This window comes from Micromonospora sediminimaris (assembly GCF_016863575.1).
Classification (GTDB): Bacteria; Actinomycetota; Actinomycetes; order Mycobacteriales; family Micromonosporaceae; genus Micromonospora; species Micromonospora sediminimaris.
In genome coordinates this window covers 88,651-109,046 of record NZ_BOPD01000011.1, presented here as the reverse complement: position 1 = coordinate 109,046, position 20,396 = coordinate 88,651, and the positions used below count along the sequence as shown (strand labels likewise).

The 20,396-nt window shown below is 69.0% G+C and carries 18 protein-coding genes and 1 riboswitch; of the genes, 7 read left to right on the top strand and 11 right to left on the bottom strand.

Features of this window, described 5'->3' with window-relative positions; all coding sequences use genetic code 11:
• Positions 1 to 46: 46 nt before the first annotated feature.
• Positions 47 to 1,174, bottom strand: a complete 1,128-nt coding sequence (locus tag Vse01_RS09810) for a substrate-binding domain-containing protein (RefSeq protein ID WP_232511288.1) — start codon at positions 1,172 to 1,174, stop codon at positions 47 to 49.
• 97 nt (positions 1,175 to 1,271) lie between these two features.
• Here Vse01_RS09810 and Vse01_RS09805 point away from each other — a divergent pair, with 97 nt between their 5' ends.
• Positions 1,272 to 1,718 (top strand): MarR family winged helix-turn-helix transcriptional regulator, encoded by a 447-nt coding sequence (locus tag Vse01_RS09805; protein WP_093405847.1) that lies wholly within the window; start codon positions 1,272 to 1,274, stop codon positions 1,716 to 1,718.
• 65 nt (positions 1,719 to 1,783) lie between these two features.
• Here the strand turns inward: Vse01_RS09805 and Vse01_RS09800 are convergent, their stop codons facing one another.
• The 8 genes from Vse01_RS09800 to Vse01_RS09765 all read right to left on the bottom strand — a co-directional run bounded on the left by Vse01_RS09800 (position 1,784) and on the right by Vse01_RS09765 (position 8,360).
• A complete protein-coding gene (locus tag Vse01_RS09800; protein ID WP_093405850.1) occupies positions 1,784 to 2,806 on the bottom strand; it encodes a serine hydrolase in 1,023 nt (340 codons plus the stop codon).
• Between the two features lie 96 nt (positions 2,807 to 2,902).
• The gene (locus Vse01_RS09795) at positions 2,903 to 3,868 is read right to left on the bottom strand and encodes a DUF6968 family protein (protein WP_232511289.1); all 966 of its coding nucleotides are present in this window, start codon (positions 3,866 to 3,868) and stop codon (positions 2,903 to 2,905) included.
• Positions 3,846 to 4,628 carry an urease accessory protein UreD gene (locus tag Vse01_RS09790; RefSeq protein WP_093405853.1) on the bottom strand — a complete coding sequence of 261 codons (783 nt, stop codon included), beginning with the start codon at positions 4,626 to 4,628 and terminating at the stop codon, positions 3,846 to 3,848. The genes Vse01_RS09795 and Vse01_RS09790 overlap by 23 nt, the downstream gene beginning before the upstream one ends.
• The gene (gene ureG / locus Vse01_RS09785; RefSeq protein WP_170863470.1) at positions 4,628 to 5,365 is read right to left on the bottom strand and encodes an urease accessory protein UreG; all 738 of its coding nucleotides are present in this window, start codon (positions 5,363 to 5,365) and stop codon (positions 4,628 to 4,630) included. The genes Vse01_RS09790 and ureG overlap by 1 nt, the downstream gene beginning before the upstream one ends.
• Entirely contained in the window at positions 5,355 to 6,038 is a 684-nt protein-coding gene (locus tag Vse01_RS09780) for an urease accessory protein UreF (protein WP_093405858.1), read from the bottom strand. Before Vse01_RS09780 ends, ureG begins: the two co-directional genes overlap by 11 nt.
• Entirely contained in the window at positions 6,038 to 7,741 is a 1,704-nt protein-coding gene (locus tag Vse01_RS09775) for an urease subunit alpha (protein WP_093405860.1), read from the bottom strand. The genes Vse01_RS09780 and Vse01_RS09775 overlap by 1 nt, the downstream gene beginning before the upstream one ends.
• Positions 7,738 to 8,061 (bottom strand): urease subunit beta, encoded by a 324-nt coding sequence (locus Vse01_RS09770; protein WP_093405862.1) that lies wholly within the window; start codon positions 8,059 to 8,061, stop codon positions 7,738 to 7,740. The genes Vse01_RS09775 and Vse01_RS09770 overlap by 4 nt, the downstream gene beginning before the upstream one ends.
• The gene (locus tag Vse01_RS09765; RefSeq protein ID WP_093405864.1) at positions 8,058 to 8,360 is read right to left on the bottom strand and encodes an urease subunit gamma; all 303 of its coding nucleotides are present in this window, start codon (positions 8,358 to 8,360) and stop codon (positions 8,058 to 8,060) included. Before Vse01_RS09765 ends, Vse01_RS09770 begins: the two co-directional genes overlap by 4 nt.
• A 336-nt stretch (positions 8,361 to 8,696) precedes the next feature.
• A riboswitch (SAM riboswitch) is annotated at positions 8,697 to 8,809 on the top strand.
• 273 nt (positions 8,810 to 9,082) lie between these two features.
• On the opposite strand from Vse01_RS09765, the gene Vse01_RS09760 reads away from it, so the two are divergent.
• From Vse01_RS09760 to Vse01_RS09740, 5 genes are all read left to right on the top strand, one after another.
• Positions 9,083 to 9,931, top strand: a complete 849-nt coding sequence (locus Vse01_RS09760; RefSeq protein ID WP_093405866.1) for an ABC transporter substrate-binding protein — start codon at positions 9,083 to 9,085, stop codon at positions 9,929 to 9,931.
• A 36-nt stretch (positions 9,932 to 9,967) separates the two neighbouring features.
• Complete coding sequence (locus Vse01_RS09755; protein WP_093405868.1) at positions 9,968 to 10,747, top strand: amino acid ABC transporter permease; 780 nt, start codon at positions 9,968 to 9,970, stop codon at positions 10,745 to 10,747.
• On the top strand, positions 10,744 to 11,475 hold the full coding sequence (locus Vse01_RS09750) for an amino acid ABC transporter ATP-binding protein (protein ID WP_093405870.1): 732 nt from the start codon (positions 10,744 to 10,746) through the stop codon (positions 11,473 to 11,475). The genes Vse01_RS09755 and Vse01_RS09750 overlap by 4 nt, the downstream gene beginning before the upstream one ends.
• A 170-nt stretch (positions 11,476 to 11,645) precedes the next feature.
• Positions 11,646 to 14,708: a BPTD_3080 family restriction endonuclease gene (locus Vse01_RS09745; RefSeq protein ID WP_093405872.1), complete on the top strand. Its 3,063-nt coding sequence runs from the start codon at positions 11,646 to 11,648 to the stop codon at positions 14,706 to 14,708.
• Positions 14,708 to 17,413, top strand: a complete 2,706-nt coding sequence (locus Vse01_RS09740) for a site-specific DNA-methyltransferase (RefSeq protein WP_093405874.1) — start codon at positions 14,708 to 14,710, stop codon at positions 17,411 to 17,413. Before Vse01_RS09745 ends, Vse01_RS09740 begins: the two co-directional genes overlap by 1 nt.
• On the opposite strand, the gene Vse01_RS09735 is transcribed toward Vse01_RS09740, so the two are convergent.
• Both Vse01_RS09735 and Vse01_RS09730 read right to left on the bottom strand, forming a co-directional pair.
• Positions 17,401 to 18,558 carry a caspase family protein gene (locus tag Vse01_RS09735; protein WP_093405876.1) on the bottom strand — a complete coding sequence of 386 codons (1,158 nt, stop codon included), beginning with the start codon at positions 18,556 to 18,558 and terminating at the stop codon, positions 17,401 to 17,403. The genes Vse01_RS09740 and Vse01_RS09735 overlap by 13 nt on opposite strands.
• Positions 18,555 to 18,926, bottom strand: coding sequence for an effector-associated constant component EACC1 (locus Vse01_RS09730; RefSeq protein WP_093405879.1), 372 nt, complete (start codon positions 18,924 to 18,926; stop codon positions 18,555 to 18,557). Before Vse01_RS09730 ends, Vse01_RS09735 begins: the two co-directional genes overlap by 4 nt.
• 202 nt (positions 18,927 to 19,128) lie before the next feature.
• On the opposite strand from Vse01_RS09730, the gene Vse01_RS09725 reads away from it, so the two are divergent.
• Positions 19,129 to 20,343, top strand: a complete 1,215-nt coding sequence (locus Vse01_RS09725) for a helix-turn-helix transcriptional regulator (protein WP_093406143.1) — start codon at positions 19,129 to 19,131, stop codon at positions 20,341 to 20,343.
• Positions 20,344 to 20,396 lie beyond the last annotated feature (53 nt).

Here is a 20,396-nt window from a genome sequence, read left to right as displayed (position 1 = left end):
GGCCGGCGGACCTGTCAAGGCACGGTCCGGTCACGCCCCGGCGGCATCACAGTTCAGTCAGGACGGTGAAGTCCAGGCCGTCGGCCTCGGCCAGGTAGATGCGCTGGCGGACATGCCTGCGGCGCAACCGCAGCTCGCCGCGCGGCCCGTCGTACGACACCACGTCGGCGGAGGCCTCCACCGCCCGTACGTCAAGCGTGCCGGCCTTGGCGATCAGCGCGGCCAGCAACATCACACCCTCGTAGCAGGACTCCCCCAGGCTGCCCAGCGGCGGCGCCTCCAAGCCGAAGCGGCGACCGAAGCTGCCGTGGAAGTCGAGATTCTCCTGGGTCACCAGGCCGGCGAAGAAACCCGCCGTGCTGAACAGCCCCCGGGTGTTGGCGGCACCGCTGGCGAGCAGCATGTTCTCGTCCATCAGGGTGCTCAGGCGCAGACAACGCTGGTCCAGCCCGGCGCGGGCGAACGCCCGGTTGAACCGGACCGCGTCCGCGCCCACGAGCAGCATGAGCACCGCGTCGGCGTCGCTGCGTTCGATGCGCCGCAGCACCTCCGCGTAGTCGTGGGTCTCCAACGGCAGGAAGTGCTGGCCGACCACGCGTCCGCCGCTGCGCAGCGCGTACCGGTGTGCCGCCCGGGTCGTCCGGCGCGGCCAGACGTAGTCGTTGCCGACCACGAACCAGCGGCGCACCCCGAGATCCCCGGCGAGCACCCGCATCGCCGGCCACAGCTGCGCATCCGGCGTCTCGCTGGTCAGGAAGACGCCCTCGGTGCGCTCGCCCCCCTCGTACAGGGCTGTGTAGACGTACGGCACCCGGTGCGCGATGCGCGGCGCCACCGCCTGTCGTACCGAGGAGATGTGCCAGCCGGTGACGCCCTGCACCGCGCCCACCGACACCAGCGCCTCCACCTCGGCGGCCACCTCGGCCGGTGGCGCCCCGCCGTCGACCGGCACCAGCCGCAGCTCCCGGCCGAGCACGCCGCCGCGCCGGTTCAGCTCCTCGACCGCGAGCTGCGCGCAGAGTTCACAGCTCGGGCCGAACATGCCCGCCGGCCCACGCATCGGATAGACCAAGGCGATGCTGACCACGCCCCGGTCGACGGTCAGCCAGGACGCCCCGGCGGTGATGCTCTCCCCCGCCTGCGGGCGCCCGGACCCCGGTGCCGGCGCGGACATGAACACATGGTGGCCGCCGCCGCTGGTGAAGACCAGCCCTCCCCAGTCAGCGGGACATCTCGCTACGATGACACCGCAACCGCGAGGCGGGAGTGCCATGTCAGACCTTCCCGGTTCCGCAGCCGACCTGTTACCCCTGCTCACCCGCGCCGAGCGGCTGCTCTCGCGCCGGGTCGGCGGGGTGCTCGCCGCCGAGTCGCTGAGCATCGAGGCGTGGCGGGTCCTCTGCCTGCTCGCCGACGGTCTCGGGCATCCGATGAGCGAGGTCGCCGCCGAGGCGTCGCTGCCGCCCGGCACCCTGACCAAGCTGGTCGATCAACTCGTCGACCGCAACCTCGTCTTCCGCCGGATCGACCCCGTCGACCGTCGCCGCATCCGCGCCTACCTGACCGCACGGGGGCGTCGCGAGCACGAGCGGGTGGACGCCGAGATCCGCGCCGACCTGGCCGGGCTCAGCATGACGGACGACACCGACCTGGCCGGCCTCCTCGACGCCCTGATCACCCGCCTGGACTCCGGTCGCCGCACCCCAACCCCCGCCTGACCGGTTCACTGCCCGGTGCACCCGCCCCGACCAGAAGTGCAAGATCCGCGGGGCGGGGTAGCGGGTCAGCCGCCGTTGACGGGGCGGAACTGCGGGACGGAGTGGCGGGCGCGGGGGGTGCGGTTGGTGGTGGGGCCGACGGCGTCGAACATGGTCCGGCCGAGGACCGCGTGGGCGCGTACGGCCGGGTGGGTGCCGCCGTAGTTGTCCAGGTCGCCGAGAGAGTCGGCGAAGAAGGCGTACGTCAGGGTGGGCGCGCCGGTCGCGTCGAAGATGACGCCGGCCTCGTGCCGCGCCGCGCCCGAGGAGTCGTAGTCCGCGCCGTACTTGGTGGCGACCCGGCTGCGTTCCGCCGAGGACATGTCGCGGCGGATCCCGTCGTGGTAACCGTTGATCCAGCGCAGGATGCCGAGCAGGAAGTCACTCGACCGGGCCGACAGCAGGGTCTTGTTGGCCAGCCGCCACAACAGGTCATGGGTCTCGCGCGGAGTGGTCACCCCGAGGAAGAACCGGTTCGGGTTGGCCACCGGCTCGACCCGGGTGTGCGTGAAGCCCTTGGCCGCCAGGATCTCGTTGATCTCCAGTGCCGGCACCACCCGGCCGCACATCCGTACGGCCGTGTTGTCGGAGACGAGCAGCATCGCGGTGAGGAAATTCGCCACAGTGACCTCGTCGCCCCAGACCGTCTGGAGGAAGTAGATCCCGCTGCCGCCGAGAATGATGTCGGCGCTCAGGTCGAGCCGCTGGTCAAGTCGCAGCTCGCCGCGGTCGATCTTGTCCATGACCGCCACCGCGACCGCCAGCTTCTGCACGCTGTACCCGTGCGTCACCCGGTCGGCGTCGTCGGCGATCACGGTCCGGAGGGCCCCGCTGGCGTCGAGCATCGCGACGTGCGAACGCCACACCCCGCCGGCCCGGGCCTTCTGCTGCCGGTACGTCCGGCGAATCACCTCTCGCGGCGGCACCCTCTCGATGCCCGCTGTGGTGCCGTCAGCCGGCGCGGCCACCGCACCGGACGGCGTCGCCGCCAACGTCACAGCTGCCGCACCGAATCCGATCGCGGCCCGACGACTGACCCGCTTGGTCATTGCCTCTCCCCAGGGTTTCCGCTGCCACCGGCGACCGCCGGCACCTGACCCACCCTGCCACATGTCCACAAAGGACACTTGCCGAGACCGGACCGCTCAGAGCGCGCTTATCGTCTCCGGCGCCCGTTCCCGACGGGACAGTGCCCGCACCACCGCGAGCGGACCGTGCCGCCAGGCCGCGATCCGGGTGAGCAGGTCAGTTGTCAGTTCGGTGGCGGCGGCCGGCATCTCGGGCGTCGGCAGGCCCAGGCTGACCGCCAGATCATCGGTGTGCACCACCAGCTCCAACAGCCGGGTCAGCAGGAAGTCGTCGACGGCCAGTCCCCAGTCGCCGAGGTCGACGATCCGGTACGGCGGCTGCGCCGGCACCGTACGGCGCAGCTTCGCCAGAACCCCGTCCACCTCCACGGCGAGCTGGGCGGCGTCGGTCTCGGTGGCGGCCCGTTCACCCCGTTCGCGGATGTCGGTGTTGTCCGCCTCCTCCGCGCCGGTGGTGACCCAGCCACTGCCGGTGAAGTGCGCCAGGACGTCGATCGCGGTTTGCCCGGGCGGCGCGTCGAGCAGCTCCGAAGTCCGGGTGATCTGGTTGGCGAGGTGCCGGGCCAGCCCGCCGGTCGAGTAGTACGGCAGGGCGCTCGGCGTCGTCCAGCGCTCCGCCAGCACCGGCGTACGCAGCAGCGAGGCGGCGACGTCGGCGGCGGCGAGGTAGGCGCTCCGGGTGGTGACGTCCTGGGACAACAGGCCCGGGTCGACGCGCAGGCCGAGGTCCGGCTGTCCCAGCCAGTCCAGTCGGGCCGAGGTCCGCTCGGCGTGTTCGGTCAGCAGCAGCCGCACGCGGTACGCGGCCAGCAGCATCGCCTGCAGGGAGTCCACCCCGAACGCGGCGTCGACCGCACCGTCGGCCAGCCCTTCGATCTGGAACGGGCAGCACCAGTCACCGCCCGGCAGCGGGTCGGGGTGCGGCTTGCCGAAACGGACGACCAGCTCCGACGTGCCGTCGTCAGGAAGAACCATCGCGATCCGCCGCTCGGCGACGACCTCACCCAACTCGTACAACCTCACGCTCCTCTCCCCCGGCCGAGGCAGCGATGGTATCCGTCGCGGTGTCGGGTTCGAGGTACTCCCGCAGGGTGTGCGCGTCCGGCGCGGTTGCGCTCCACAGGGTCGCCGGGCCGCCGGCCAGCGGCAGTCGGGCCCGCGTACCGCACACCGCAGCCGACTGCGCCGGTCGGGCCGGGTCCACGATCAGCAGCGAACCCGTAGCGGACGCGCCGGCCAACACCGTCGGTCCGGCCCAGCCGGCGGCGTTCGGCCCGACCGCCAGGGACTGCCGCAGCAGCGGCCGATCGTCCAGGTCGACCCAGGTGTTGATCTCCATGTTGCCGGGCTGCTCGCCGTGACGCCCGCAGATCAGCTCGTCCCGCCAGTGCAGGGTGCCCCCCGCCGCGACGGCCACCTGCGAGTCCGCGACGTGCGCGCAGCCGGCCGCCGCGACCAGTTGCTCGGGCAGCCAGAACAGGGCCGCCCGCTCGGCGACGGTGGCCCGGACCAGCGTCCGGGACACCGCGCCGGGGCGGCCCGGCAGCGCGACGGACGCCGCCACCGTGTGCACACGGACCACCGCGCCGGGGCCGACCTCGACGTCCAGCCGCAGGTCGTCACCGGCGAGCGGACCGGCCGCTCCGCCGACGACGTACACCGTGACACCACCGCCGGGGGCCGGTACCTGGCGCAGCAGCAGCGGGCTCTCGCCGCGCAGTTCGGCCAGCACGGTCTGGCCGCGCCGGTCGACGCGGGCCACCAGCCGGGCGGTGGCCCGCATCAGGCCTGCCCGGCGGGTACCGGGCCGGCCGGCGTGGACTGCGCGGCCCGGTGGTGGGCCAGTTCGTGACGGATCCAGGCGGCGACCTGGGTCGCCAGGGGATCCTCGCTGATGGACTGGAACACCGTCGGCAGGTCGCCCCGACGGGCCCGGGCGTCGCGGTCCATCACGGACAGGTCGGCACCGACCATCGGCGCCAGGTCGGTCTTGTTGATGACCAGCAGGTCGGCCGCGGTCACCCCGGGGCCGCCCTTGCGGGGCACCTTGTCCCCGCCGGCCACGTCCACCACGAAGATCTGCCGGTCCACCAGGCCCCGGCTGAACGTGGCGGTCAGGTTGTCGCCACCGCTCTCCACCAGAACCAGGTCCAACGGGCCCAACGCGTCGGTCAGCTCGTCGACGGCGTCGAGGTTGGCGCCGATGTCGTCGCGGATGGCGGTGTGCGGGCAGCAGCCCGTCTCCACCGCCCTGATCCGGGTCGGATCGAGCACCCCGGCGCGCTTGAGGAAGTCGGCGTCCTCGGTGGTGTAGATGTCGTTCGTCACCACACCGAGGCGCAACTCGTCGGCGAACGCCCGGCACAGCGCCGCGACCAGCGCGGTCTTGCCGGAGCCGACCGGGCCGCCAATGCCGACCCGCAACGCCCGCGCGGCAGTCGGTAGCGGGGCGTGCGGGTCGACCCCCGGCTCGGGGTGGGTGTGGGGAACGGACTCGTCGTGATCGAATTCAGGACGCAAAGAGACGCACCTCCCAGGTGACGTGAGCTTCGGCATGGATGTCGGCGAGTGGAGCGGCGGCGGCGGGCAGCCGCTCCGGTGGTTCCTCGGCGGCGCGGGCCGCCCGCGCCGCGGTGGCGTCGCAGGTGCCGGCGAGCCGCACCAGCAGGGCCTGCACCTGGTACGGGTCGAGGCCGAGCAGGCGTACGGCGGCACTGGCCGAGCCGGTCACCGTCGCGTGGGCGGCGACCGTGGCAACCTGTCCGGGGTTGAGACCGGCGGCGGCACCGACCAGCCCCAGCACCAGCGGCTGGTGTGGCCCGTCCGGCGCGGCGGGCAGGTCGTCGAAGGTGGCCTGCGGCCAGATCCGGCGGCCGGCTCGCAGCAGTGCGCGGCCCTGCCGGCGGGACACCGACCGCTGCGCGGGCGAGGCGGTCCGGGCGTCCAGTTCGGCGTCGAGTCGGGCCAGCGCGGCGGAGCGGCCGGCCGACCACGCCACGCCACGGGCCGCCGCCGCGAACGCCGCCGTGACCAGTCCCGCAGTGGCCAGCCGACCCCGCAGGTACTCCGCCAGGGTGTCCAGATCGGTCACCCGGCCGGCGGCGACGGCCGCCTCCAATCCGGCCGAGTGGGCGTGCGCGCCGGCCGGGAACCGCCCGTCGGCGAGGAGCAGCAGCATCGTCGGGGTGGCCATCAGAACAGGAAGTACCGCTGGGCCATGGGCAGTTCGGTCACCGGATCCGGCTCCACCACCACGCCGTCGATCCGGACGGTGAAGGTGTCCGGGTCGACCTCGATGCGCGGTAGGGCGTTGTTCTCCGGCAGGTCGGTCTTGCCGCGCGACCGTACGTCGGCCACCGGCACCACCCGACGCCGCACGTCCAACCGCAGCCCGGCCTCCACCGCGGCGGGTGCCACGAACGCCAGGCTGGTGGCGGCAGCCGCGCCGCCGTACGCCCCGAACATCGGCCGGGGCAGCATCGGCTGCGGCGTGGGGATCGAGGCGTTCGCGTCACCCATCTGCGCGTACGCGATCATGCCGCCCTTGATGACCAGGTGCGGTCGTACGCCGAAGAAAGCCGGCTCCCACAGCACCAGATCGGCGAGCTTGCCCGGCTCCACCGACCCGATCTCGTGATCGAGTCCGTTGGCCATGGCCGCGCAGATGGTGTACTTCGCGACGTACCTACGGGCCCGGTGGTTGTCGGCGGCGCCGTCGCCGGGCAGGGCGCCCACCCGCGCCTTCATCACGTGTGCGCTCTGCCAGGTACGCAGCACGATCTCTCCGATCCGCCCCATCGCCTGCGAGTCGGAGCCGATGATGGAGATCGCCCCGAGGTCGTGCAGCAGGTCCTCGGCGGCCATGGTGGACGGTCGGATCCGGCTCTCGGCGAACGCCAGGTCCTCCGGCACGGCCGGGTTGAGATGGTGGCAGACCATCAGCATGTCGAGGTGCTCGGCGAGGGTGTTGCGGGTGTACGGGCGGGTCGGGTTGGTCGACGACGGCAGCACGTTCGGCTCACCGGCGACGGTGATGATGTCCGGCGCGTGCCCGCCGCCGGCCCCCTCGGTGTGGTACGAGTGGATCGCCCGGCCGCCGATGGCGCGCAGGGTGTCGGCGACGAATCCGGCCTCGTTGAGCGTGTCGGTGTGGATGGAGACCTGCACGCCGGAGGCGTCGGCGACCCGCAGGCAGGCGTCGATCGCCGCCGGGGTGGTGCCCCAGTCCTCGTGCAGCTTGAACCCGCCGGCCCCGGCCCGCAACTGCTCCCACAGCGCCTCCTCCGAGACGGTGTTGCCCTTGCCGAGCAGCAGCACGTTGACCGGGAACGTGTCGAGGGCCTCGTGCATCCGGGCCAGGTGCCAGGCGTTCGGGGTGACGGTGGTGGCCCGGGTGCCCTCCGCCGGGCCGGTGCCGCCGCCGACCAGGGTGGTGACTCCGCTGGCGAGCGCCTCGGCGACCAGTTGTGGGCAGATGAAGTGCACGTGGGTGTCGACCGCCCCGGCGGTGAGAATCCGGCCGTTGCCGGCGATCACCTCGGTGGCCGGGCCGATGACCAGATCCGGATGGACACCGTCCATGGTGTCCGGGTTGCCGGCTCGGCCAAGCGCGACGATCCGCCCGTCGCGCAGCCCGACGTCGGCCTTGACCACCCCCCAGTGGTCGAGGACGACCGCACCGGTGATCACGGTGTCCAGGGCGCCCTCGGCGCGGGTGGCCCGGGACTGACCCATCGACTCGCGAATCACCTTGCCGCCGCCGAAGACCGCCTCGTCACCGCCGGCACAGTGGTCGTGCTCGATCTCGATCAGCAGGTTCGTGTCGGCCAGCCGGATCCGGTCTCCGGTGGTCGGCCCGTAGAGGGCCACGTAGCGGTTCCGCTCCACGATGCTCACGCCTTCCGTCCTTCGTCCAGCGCTCCGGCGCACTCGCCGCGCAGGCCCGGCACGATCCGCGCGCCACCCAGCGGCACCAGGTCCACCCGGCGGCTCACGCCCGGCTCGAACCGCACCGAGGTGCCGGCCGGTACCGCGAGCCGCTGCCCCCAGGCGGCGTCCCGGTCGAAATCCAGCGCCGGGTTGGCCTCGGCGAAGTGGTAGTGCGACCCGACCTGCACCGGCCGGTCACCGGTGTTGACCACCAGCAGCGTGGTCACCGGCCGGCCGACGTTGATCTCGACAGGCCCGTCCGCCGGCAGGATCTCCCCGGGGATCACGGGATCGGGTGGTGCACAGTCACCAGTTTGGTGCCGTCCGGGAACGTCGCCTCCACCTGCACCTCCCCCAGCAACTCGGGGATGCCGTCCTGCACGTCGTCCCGGCTGAGCACGGTGCGTCCGGCGGCCATCAGGTCGACCACGGACGCACCGTCGCGTGCCCCTTCGAGCAGGAAGGCGGTGATCACCGCGACGGCTTCCGGATAGTTGAGACGCAGGCCGCGCTCGCGGCGACGTCGGGCGACGTCGGCCGCCACGTGGACGAGCAGGCGGTCCTGCTCGTGAGGGGTGAGATACACGGGTGCTCCCGGTGGATGTCCGCGCTCCCGACGCCGCCGGCCCGGCGCCTCGACGCGCCGCCGCACGGTTCGGGGTTCGCCCGCCGGCCCGACCCGCCACGCGCATCGGGCCTGGGAGTTCCACCCTCCCGGCCCACGTGACGGATCACCGGCGGTGGCTTCTCGGATGCGGACCGCACCGCCCACCGCTCAGCAGACCGTAAGGGATCACGCGCTTCCCCGGCAACACCCAACCGGCGTACGCCCCGGGTGGGAGGTCGGCGTGCCGGGGGTCGGGGTGAGGGTGGTCATAACGGGTGGACGCTGGGCGGTCAGCGGCTGCTAGCCTCGGCCGCAGGTCATGAGTGCCAGCGCCAAGCCCCGGCTCGCTGGCCGGCAACCCTCCACCGCGCAGGGGTGCCCCGGGTGAGGACCAGGCATCGGAGCGTTCTCCGGTGCAAGCGTGGCCTGGGTTCCCAGGTCATCACGACCTTGAGGAGAACCATGTCGTACCGCAGCCGACCCGCCGTGGCCCGCCCGGGCCTGACCCGACGCCGCCACGTCGACATGATGCGGGTGTGCAGCGCCGCGTGTAGCTGACCGCGTCGCCGCCGGTCACCGACGCTTCGGCTGACCGGGACCTGTTTTCGCTCCGTCATCGAACCCCATCCCAGCGGTCCGCCCTGCGGCGGACCGTCGGTGTGGCACGTCCGTGCCCGCCGCCGCTCGACCAGGAGACACCTGTGCGATTCCTTCCCACCCTGACCCGCGCCGCCGCCGTCGGCGTCGCCGCGATCCTCGGCGCCGCCACCCTGACCGCCTGCGGCTCCGACTCCGCCGGCAGTACCGCCGACAACCCGTACGGCCTGCTCCAACCGGGGGTGCTGCGGGCCGGCACGCTCACCGACGCCCCACCGAACGTCTACCTGAAGGACGGCAGGTTCACCGGCTTCGACAACGATCTGCTGGTCGCCGCCGCCGACAAGCTCGGCCTGACTGTGGAGTTCGTCGGCACCGACTTCTCCGCCCTGCTCGCCCAGGTCGGCAACCGGAAGTTCGACGTCGGCAGTTCCTCGATCACCATCACCGAGGCGCGGAAGAAGACCGTGGACTTCGGCAACGGGTACGACTTCGGCTACTTCGGGCTCGACGTGCCCGCCGGGTCGGCGCTTACCAGCTTCGACGAGCTGCCCGGCAAGCGGGTGGTGGTCGTGCAGGGCACCGTCCAGGACGACTACGCCACGAACAAGGGCCTCGACCCGGTGCGGGTGCCCGACTACAACGGCGCGATCAACCAGCTCAAGGCCGGTACCGCCGATGCCTGGATCGCCCCCGCCGAGATCGGCGAGAAGACCGCCGCGGACAGCGGCGGCAAGATCACGGTGGCGGCGAAGGAACTCAGCCCGGCACCGACGGCGTACGCCTTCGCCAAGGGCAACGACGCGCTGCGCGAGGCGCTGAACCGGGCCCTCGACGAGCTGATCGCCGACGGCACCTGGACCCGGTTGCAGGAGCAGTACTACCCGGGCCGGCCGATCCCGGCCGACTTCACCCCGGGCAGTGGTGACGTGTCGGCTCCGGCCGCTTCCTGACGGTAGGAGCACGAGCGAGCAGGGCGGAGGTTGACCGTGGATCCGTTGCGCACCCTGTGGGAGACGTTCTTCGACTGGGAGTCGATGCGTGAGGCGCTACCCGAGATGCTCACCGTCGGGTTGCCCAACACGCTGATCCTGGCGGTCACCGCCGCCCTGCTCGGCTCGGCGCTGGGCATCCTGCTCGCGGTCGCGGGCATCTCGCGTACCCGCTGGCTGCGGTGGCCGGCGCGGGTCTGGACCGACGTGTTCCGGGGCCTGCCGGCGGCGGCGACGATCCTGCTGATCGGTGTCGGCCTGGCCCCGCTGGGCATGCAGGTGTGGGGGCCGAACCCGTACCCGTTGGGCATCCTGGCGCTGTCGCTTATCGCGTCGGCGTACCTCGGGGAGATCTTCCGCTCGGGTATCCAGTCGGTGGAGGCCACCCAGTTGGAAGCGGCCCGCGCGCTGGGCTTCTCCTGGCGCGAGGCGATGCGGAGGGTGATCATCCCGCAGGGCATCCGGCGGATCCTGCCGGCCTGGGTCAACCAGCTCATCGCCCTGATCAAGGACTCCAGCCTGGTCTACTTCCTCGGCCTGCTGGCCAGTCAGCGCGAGCTGTTCCGGATCGGTCAGGACTACGCGGCCAACACCGGCAACCAGTCGGCGCTGCTGCTGGCCGGGCTGTTCTACCTCGCGCTGACCGTGCCGCTGACCCACGCCGTCAACTGGATCGACAAGCGACTGCGGCACGGCCGGCCGGAGGCCGGGCCCACCGACGACCCCGACGACCTGGACCTGGCGCTGCCCGGCGCAGCCGGAGGCAACCAACGATGAACACCTCGGTCAGCCTGAGCCTGCGCGACGTGCACCTCGCCTTCGGGCGTCACCGGGTGCTGCGCGGGGTGGACCTGGACGTGGCGCGCGGCGGCACCGCGTGCGTCATCGGCCCGTCCGGGTCGGGCAAGTCCACCCTGCTGCGTACCGTCAACCGGCTCCTCGAACCGGACCGGGGCGACGTGCTGCTGGACGGGCGCAGCGTGCTGCGCGACGACCCGGACGCCCTGCGGCAGCGGATCGGCATGGTGTTCCAGCAGTTCAACCTCTTCCCGCACATGAGCGTGCTGCGCAACATCACCCTGCCGCTGCGCCGCATCCGCAGGCTCGGCGAGGACGAGGCGGTGGCCCGGGCCCGGGCTGAACTCGACCGGGTCGGCCTGGCCGCCAAGGCCGACGCCCGGCCCGCTCACCTGTCCGGCGGGCAGCAGCAGCGGGTCGCCATCGCACGGGCCCTGGCCATGCAGCCTCAGGTGATGCTCTTCGACGAGGCCACCTCCGCGCTCGACCCGGAACTGGTCAAGGGGGTGCTGGCGCTGATGGCGGAGCTGTCCGCCCAGGGCATGACGATGGTGGTGGTGACCCACGAGATGGGTTTCGCCCGCCAGGTCGCCGACACCGTCGCCTTCATGGACGCCGGGGTGGTGCTGGAGGCCGGCGACCCGCAGTCACTCTTCGAGTCGCCGCAACATCCCCGACTGCGCCGCTTCCTGTCCCAGGTGCTGTGAGACGGACGCGAGCGCGTCGAACATCACCCTCCGGCACACGCCTGCATGCACCTTGCGTTGCAGTGACGCGCCGTCCGGTCGCCCCGGCAGGCTCCGCAACCTCGGCTTCTAACGCCCGGTATAGGCTGTCGCTCGAATCTGCAACATCCAACTCCACCGGGAGGTCTACGTTGAGCGACCGGGTCATCGACAACCCGATCATCAACTCACCGTACGGCCGGCCCACCCGCCACTTCGCCTTCGACCGGGACGGCATCACCGACCGGATCGAGGAGCAGCGGCGACCGTCGAGCTTCTTCATCCCGGTGCCCCGACCTCGCAAGCGGGGGCAACAGCTTGAGTTGCAGGTCTTCACCGAAGACGACATCAAGCCCAACAAGCAGGTCAACGACGTGCGGGAACGCGTCGACGCGTGGCGGGAGGCAAGTTGGCCCAACGTCACACCTGTGACCCGCCGCCTGCTGGAGTACTGGAGCGATCCGGAGCGGGACAACAAGATCCTGTTCTGTCAGCGTGAGGCGGTCGAGACGGCTATCTTCCTTGCCGAGGGCGCGACCAAGTGGCAGGGCAGCTGGATCAACAACGATCTGGACGCGCACAACGCCGAGCACAACAACGGTCTGCCACGAGTCGCCCTCAAGATGGCGACCGGCACCGGCAAGACGGTTGTGATGGCCATGTTAATCGCCTGGCAGACGATCAACAAGGTCCATGCACGGTACGACAAGACGTTCGCCAAGCGCTTCCTGGTGGTGACTCCCGGCCTCACCATCCGTGACCGGCTGCGGGTCCTCCTGCCGGAGGATCCGGGTAACTACTACCGCGAGCGCGATCTGGTGCCGGCCGAGTTCGCCGACGATCTCGGCCAAGCGAAAATCGTCATCACCAACTTCCACGCCTTTCAACTCCGCGAAACTCGCTTCGGCCGCAACGCGACCGGAAACACCAAGGCCCTGGTGGCACCCGGTCGACCTGACCCGTTCCGGGAAACCTCGGCCCAGATGGTCAGCCGGGTACTACGCGAGCTTGGCGGCTCGTCTGAGATCGTCGTCTTCAACGACGAGGCACATCACTGCTACCGGGGACGTGCCGGTGAGCCGGAGCCGGACGCCGACACGGTCGAGAATCTGCGCGGCGACGAGCGAAAAGAGGCCGCCGACCGGGCCGAGGATGCCCGGATCTGGTTCAGCGGCCTGGAAGCGGTCCGTGCGAAGGTCGGCATCAAGAGGGTGTACGACCTGTCCGCGACCCCCTTCTTCCTGGCCGGATCCGGCTACCGGGAGGGCACTCTTTTCCCCTGGGTGGTCAGCGACTTCTCGCTTATCGACGCCATCGAGGCCGGCATCGTAAAGATCCCCCGGGTGCCGGTCGACGACGACCGGGTCGCCAACCGCGTGACCTACCTGAACCTCTGGCAGGAGATCCGGGATTCGTTGCCCAAGGGTGGACGCCGGTCCAACCAGGACTTCACCGCCGCGGATCTGCCCGGCGCGCTGACCGCCGCCCTGCACAGCCTCTACGGCTCCTACGTGTCGGCCTTCGAGGCTTGGGAGAAGTCAGAGGCCGCAGCGCACGGGCAACCGCCTCCGGTGTTCATCGTCGTCTGTAGCAACACGACTATCTCGAAGGCTGTCTACGAGTGGATCGGCGGCTACGACCGTGAGCAGGGCGGTCACCTGTTGCCGACCGCCGGACAGCTACCCCTGTTCAGCAACGTGGCGGATGGGCAGTGGCTGCACCGGCAGCGAACGATCCTCGTCGACGCAGCAGAGTTCGAGTCCGGCAGCCTGTCACCGGAGTTCCGCCGCACGGCGGCCCGTGAGATCGCCGAGTTCAAACAGGAGTACGCGGACCGCTTCCCAGGCCGGAGCGCGGACGACATTGGCGACGCGGAACTGATGCGGGAGGTGATGAACACCGTCGGCAAACCGGGGAAGCTCGGTGAGCCGGTGCGGTGTGTCGTCAGCGTCTCCATGCTGACGGAGGGCTGGGACGCCAACACGGTCACCCACATCCTCGGGGTGCGGGCCTTCGGCACTCAACTGCTGTGTGAGCAGGTGGTCGGCCGGGGCCTGCGGCGACGCTCGTACGTTGCTGACGAGGACGGCATGTTCACCCCCGAGTACGCGGATGTCTACGGGGTTCCGTTCCAGTTCATCCCCACGGTGGCCGTGTCCCGTGAGTTGCCGATGAAGCCGGTTCGCAACGTGCGGGCCGAGCCGGACCGGGATGCGGCAAAGCTAGAGATCACCTTTCCGCGGGTGGTCGGTTACCACCTGGAGATACCTGACGCGCCGCTGGTCGGCGACTTCTCGGATCCCGACTTGAAGATGATCCTGTCTCGGCAGGACCTGCCGACAAAGACCATGGTGGCGGGGCAGGTCGGCGAGGAGGACGTGCACGACCTTGAACGGTTGAAGGGCCTCCGTGGACAGTTCGTGGCCTACCGGTTGGCCAGCGAAGTGCTCAAGCGCAAGTTGCTCACCACGGACGGTGACCTGCGGCCGTGGTACTTCCCGCAGGTGCTGGAGATCGCTCAACAGTGGCTTCGCCGCTGCGTCGACCTCCGGGACGACCAGGCGATCGGCCTGATCCTGCTGCGGGAGGCCGAGGCGGTAGAGAAAATCGGGCAGTCGATCACGTGGCAGGGAGGCCGGCGGGAACGCTGGGTGCTGCCGGTGCTGCGGACGGCGGATCCGATCGGCACCACTGCGAGCGTGGACTTCCGGACAACCAGGGAGGTCTGGCCAACGGATCCTCGGCGGTGCCAGGTCAATCTCGTGACGCTCGACGGCAAGGATGGCAACGCCTGGGAGCGGGCGGTCGCCCAGGCCATCGAGTCGCTGCCGGAGGAGCAGGTCGCCGCGTACGTCCGCAACGACCACCTCGACTTCTTCATCCCGTACGAGCACGCCGGGCGGAGCCGGCGGTTCTACCCGGACTTCCTGGTCAAGTTGGCCGATGTCGGTGACGGGATAGCCCGCACCCTGATTGTCGAGGTGTCCGGCGGTCGCAAGTCACAGTCCGAGGCTGCGCAGAAGGCGTGGGCCGCCCGCAATCTCTGGGTGCAGGCGGTCAACAACAGTGGCCGGTTCGGGCGCTGGAGCTTCTGCGAACTTCGAGACCCGACCACCGCCAAGCGAGACCTTCGACCCGCCATAGATGCGCTGTTCGCCCTGCAAGGCGCGGCGGCGCTCACCGATGCCGTATCCGCCGAGGAGGAGCTGGTCTGATGCCCCCGAGGAGCCGCAAGCCCGCCGTCAGCAACGTGCCGGTGCAGGCGATCGCGCACCCGACGGACCGGCGAGTGCACATCCCGACGGCGGACGGCCAGGAGTTCGTCTCGCCCGACGCCGCCCGGATCGAGCAGGTCAAGAAGGAGCGCGATCCGAGCCTGGACCCACAGCTCGTCTGGATCGGCAAGGAGGAACAGGACGCCGAAGACCTGGTGGTCGAGGCTCCACCGATCTACATCCAGGAAAAAATCGCCCCACGCACCCTGGTCGAGGAGTTGCGCAGGGCCAGCGAGAAGTCCCGCCCTCGTGAGAACGAGCAGCTCGGCCTCTTCGCCGACGACTACGCCGACTTCGACGGGCTGGACGACTGGCAGTCGGTCGAGTATTACCAACACGAGGCCAACTGGTCCAACCGCATGATCCTCGGCGATTCCCTGCGCGTCATGGCGTCGCTCGCCGAGAAGGAGCGACTACGCGGCAAGGTCCAGATGATCTATATCGACCCGCCGTACGGCATCAAGTTCGGCTCCAACTGGCAGATGTCAGCACGCAAGCGGGACGTCAAGGACGGCAACCTCGCCGATGTCACCCGTGAGGTCGAGCAGATCAAGGCGTTCCGTGACACCTGGGAACTGGGCATCAACTCCTACCTGGCGTACCTGCGCGACCGCCTGATCATCGCCCGCGATCTGCTCACCGAGTCCGGCAGCGTCTTCGTCCAGATCGGCGACGAGAACGTCCACCTCGTCCGCTGCCTCCTCGACGAAGTCTTCGGCCCCGACAATTTTGTGTCGCTAATCAGTTTTGTTACTACTAGTGGATTCGATTCGAGCACTCTGGCAAGGGCCGGCGACTACATAGTTTGGTACGCCCGATCTACGAATCATACAAAGGTCCGCCGTGTTTGGCAGGAGGCGGATCGCAACCCTGGGGGTTCCTACCGATGGTTAATGCTGCCGGACGGCCGCTACCGCAGCATGACGTCCGCAGAACTTGCCGGAAGCGCACCCCTCCCCGCCAGCGCTAAGCTGTACGCACCGGGCGACCTTCAATCGCAGAACCCTGCGGGCGTGGATCAGCCATTTGAGTACCAGGGCAAGACCTACCGACCCATGGCAACTTCCCACTGGAAGGCGAATTATCCGGACGGGATGAACCGCCTAAAGTGGGCTGGCCGGATCCACGCCGCAAAGAACTCCTTGCGCTATGTAAGGTATGCAGAAGACTTCCCGTTGAGATCAGTCAACAATATGTGGACCGATACAGGGACCGGGAACTTTACCGACGATAAGGTCTACGTAGTTCAGACCAACACCAAGGTGGTTGAGCGGTGCATGTTGATGTGCACCGATCCGGGGGATCTGGTGTTGGACCCAACCTGCGGTTCTGGGACGACTGCGTATGTGGCTGAGCAGTGGGGGCGGCGGTGGATCACCATCGACACCTCGCGGGTGGCGATCACGCTTGCCCGCCAGCGGCTGGTCGGTGCGAAGTATCCTGCCTACCTGCTCGCTGACTCTGTCGAGGGTCGGGCCAAGGAGCGGGAATTGTCCGGTGGCGAGGTGCCTCCCACACCGCCCGGTAACGACATCCGCAAGGGCTTCGTCTACGAACGCGTCCCGCATGTGACGCTCAAGTCCATCGCCAACAACCCGGATATCGAGGAGGGCATGAGCCGCAAGGAGATCGACGCGGCGATCGCCCGTCACGCCGAGACCGAACTGCTTTACGACCGGCCCTACGAGGACAAGAAGCGTATCCGCGTGGCCGGCAGGTTCACCATGGAGAGCCTGTCGCCGCATCGGCCCGCAACCTTCTCGGTTGGCGAGGAGCAGGCCAACGGGACCGATGTCAACGCCTATGTCAAAACGATCCTGGACAACCTGGCAAAGGCCGGGGTACAGAACGGCTGGCGTAACGAGCGGCTGGAGTTCGCCTCACTGAATCCCTACCCCGGCAAGTTCGTCCACGCCGAGGCTGCGCGACGTAACGACGACGAGGGAACGTCAGCGCGGATCGCGGTTAGCGTCGGCCCGCAGTACGGCACAGTGGACGCCGACTGGGTCAAGGACGCGGCCCGGGAGGCTCTCAAGGGTGTCGGTTTTGACCTACTGCTGGTGTGCGCGTTCGGCTTCGATGGGCGGGCCAGCGATGCCGCCGGTGAGTTCGCTCCGGAGGGCAACGACTTTGCCACCGTCGCGGAGCAGCGGCAGCTCGGTCGCCTTCCCGTCCTGCTGGTTCGGATGAACGCGGACCTGGCGATGGGCGACACCCTGCTCAAGAAGACCGGGACGGCCAACCTGTTCACGGTTTTCGGTGAGCCGGACATTGCCATCGACCCGGCGCCGGAGGATGGGCTCGTCGTCGAGATCCGCGGTGTCGATGTCTACAACCCCACCACTGGCGAACTGCGGCCGGACCACGGCGTCGCAGACATCGCCCTGTGGATGATCGACACCGACTACAACGAGGAAGAGTTCTTCGTACGCCACATATACTTCGCCGGCAAGGAGGGCAAGCCGGACGGGCTGGACCCATACTCCCGACTGCGCAAGGCACTCCGCGCGCAGATCGACGAGTCGGCCTGGGAGAGCCTCTACGGCCACCGCTCACGTCCGTTCACCCGGCCCGGGTCAGGGAAAATCGCTGTGAAGGTGGTCAATCACTATGGCGACGAGGTGGTCAAGGTCTACGAGGTCTGAGCTGACGAGTACCCGTACTCGGCCAACCGGTCTCGGGCAATGTCCAGTTCCTCGTCGGTGAACAGCCCGGCGAACCGGTCTTGCAGCACGACGGCCTCCACGGAGAGGTCGAGCCGGCCCTTCTCCCAGAGGGCGGTGAAGCCGCTAGAAACCGACCCCGCCCGGATCAACCTTCGGGCTGCTTCCAGTCCGCCTACTTCCTGCACCATTTGCAGGAAGTAGGCAGCGTTGTAGCCTGCCTCCTTCTTGGCCTTCCGGTACACATCCAGCATCGCGCTGTGGAACTCAGCAGCGACTTTCGGGTCCTGCTCATCAGAGGCTCGTCGATGAGGCCCGGTCGGACTTCGATGTGGCTGCGAGACCACACGGGGTTTGCTAGCGGACCGGGACGGTGGACGGTAGGCCGGGTTGCGGGTCATTGCGACGTGGTCGCCCAGATCCGTGTTGAGACGCTGCGGACGAGGCAGGGCGCTCGCCACCAGTGCCCGGGTCAGCGCAGGATAGATGTCGCCAAGCGTCAGCAGCGGTCCACAACCCGGGATGCCCTCTCGTAGTGTCTTCACCAACTCGCCGGTAAATGCGGTGAAGCGTGCGCCGACCGGCGCGACTGCTGTCTCGTGAGCAGGTGCCGACGCCAAGGTGTAGGTGCCGCGGATGTCCAGCTTTCCGCCGACCGCCGAGGCTGTGCCCGACATCGCTTCGACGGCGTGCCCTGAGAAGCAGCAGTCCAGAATTAGGATTCGATTGTCGGCAGGGCTTTCGGCCAGTGCGGACCGGAGCCAGGTCATCGGTACGCCAGAGTAGTGAACCCGGTAGGGATCGGGGTCGGTGATCTCGACGGCCAGAAACAGCTCACCGTGCCTGCTGAGCACCCCGTGGCCCGCGTAGTACAGCACTAGCGTGTCCAGCGCTTCGTTGACCACGGCGTCAATCGCATCTCCGACCTGCTTTGGAGTTGCCGGGTCGGTCAGCACCCGGCAGCCTGACGGATCGAGGCCACCCATGGCCGGATCGGTGAGGGCGTCGGCCAACGCCTGTACGTTGTTGACGGTCGCTGGAAGGTCGTGCAAGCCTTCGTGCGAGAAGCGCGACGACCCGATGAGCAGGGCCCGCGATGCTTGTCGCTCCGGGAGCCTCGCGTTCATGACACCTTCCGATCGGAGGTGAGGGTGTCGTACAGCTCTTTGACTGAGGCTGCGTTACTGGCCTCGACCTCGACCCTTTGAAGGGTCTCCCCCGTTTCGGCGGCGACGAACTCCACGCTGATCCGAGCGCGCCGCGACTGCAACCAGGTATTAAGGGCACCTGCCAGCACGGCAGCCGCACCACCGCTGCTGAGCGCGACAGAAATGATCTCCACGGCACCGCCCATCTCGTGCGGGCCGGGTTGGCGAGGAAGCGTCTGCACCCTGCCACGGAGTTCATCTGTGCGCTGAAGCCAACTGAACAGCGAATACACGTCGCCTGGCCTGCCGTCGAGCAGAGACATTTTGATCAACGCCATGTCGTTCATTATCTAGTAAGGCTAGATGAAGGTCAGCCACCACCCGGCGATGTCGTTCCTGAGTCGACGCGATCTCGATCATCGGGAAATGCGAGGAATTCCCACGTCATTACTTCGGCCGAGATGCTGGTCAGCTTTCAGCTCTTTCCGTCGGCGGAAGCTGCGCGTAGCGTGAGGTACACGATGTACCCCATCGAGTGAGGTGTCGTCCGTGACCAGTCAAGAGCAGCCCAGGCCGGGCCAGCGAGTCGAGCGGCTACGTCGAGCGGCCGGGCTCTCCCGCGAACGCCTCGCCAACTTGAGCGGACTATCAGCGACCACTGTGAAGTTCATCGAGAACGGCCGTCGGTCGTTGACCCTGCGTGCCGCGCAGCAGATGGCACCACACCTCGGGGTTCGGGACCTCGGTGACCTCTTCGGCCCGTCCGTGGCACTGTCTCTCGACGGCCGGCCCAGTCATCCCGCAGTGCACGAGGTCCGCCGCGCGTTGACCGCCTGGCACATTGTCCTCGACGGGCAACCGGAGAGTACCGACTATCTCCGGGGTGCGGTGGATGCCGCATGGCAGACCTGGCACACGTCCCGACACCAACGCACGGCGGCGGGGGAAATCCTGCCCGGCCTGCTAGATGCCACCCAGCGAGCGACTCGGTTGCATTCCGGTGATGATCGACGGGCAAGCCTCGGCCTACTCGCGCAGGCTTACCATCTCGCCCAGGCGTATCTGGCGTGGCACGGCGACCGCGAGTTGGTCTGGTTGACCGTCGATCGCGGGATGACCGCCGCCCTGGACGCGGACGACCCACTGGCTATCGCACGAGCGAGTTGGTTTGCCGCGCACCTGCTGCGGTCGGTCGGCCGCGGAGACGAAGCGTTGGAGCGGCTTCGGGAAGCGCGCGGGCTTATCGAACCACGGGTTGCGGATAGCGGCCCCGAATGGGCGGAAGTACTCGCTGACCTGCACCTCTGCTCGGCCCTGACCCGCGCCCGTACCGGCGACCAAGGCGCGTGGTCGGATTGGGACACCGCTCGGTCGATTGTCGACCGGGCGTTGCCCGAGGGTTTCGTGGGCTTGCAGACCCGCGTGTCGCGGCCGTTGGTCGACGTGTACGCGGTCATGTGCGCAGTGGATCTCGGTGATCCGGACGAGGCGCAGCGCCGCGCCCACGCTCTCGACCCAGCGTCAATCCCGTCGACAGAGCGCCGGGGCCGGCACTACGTGGAGCTGGCACGCTCCGCCGACCTGGAGGGTGCGAGAGAAGCGACCCTCCACTTACTGGCGCGAGCCGAGGCGACGTCACCGGATACGGTCCGCTACTCGCCCGTGGCGCAGGACATGGTCACTCGGCTGTCCCACGAAGCACCTGCGGCAATCCGCGCCGAGGCGGTTGACCTCGCACGTCGAATCGGTGCCACCGACCTTTAGGTACGCCTCGTCACCGGGTACGTCGCGTACCCCAGCCTCAAGCACTCGATTGC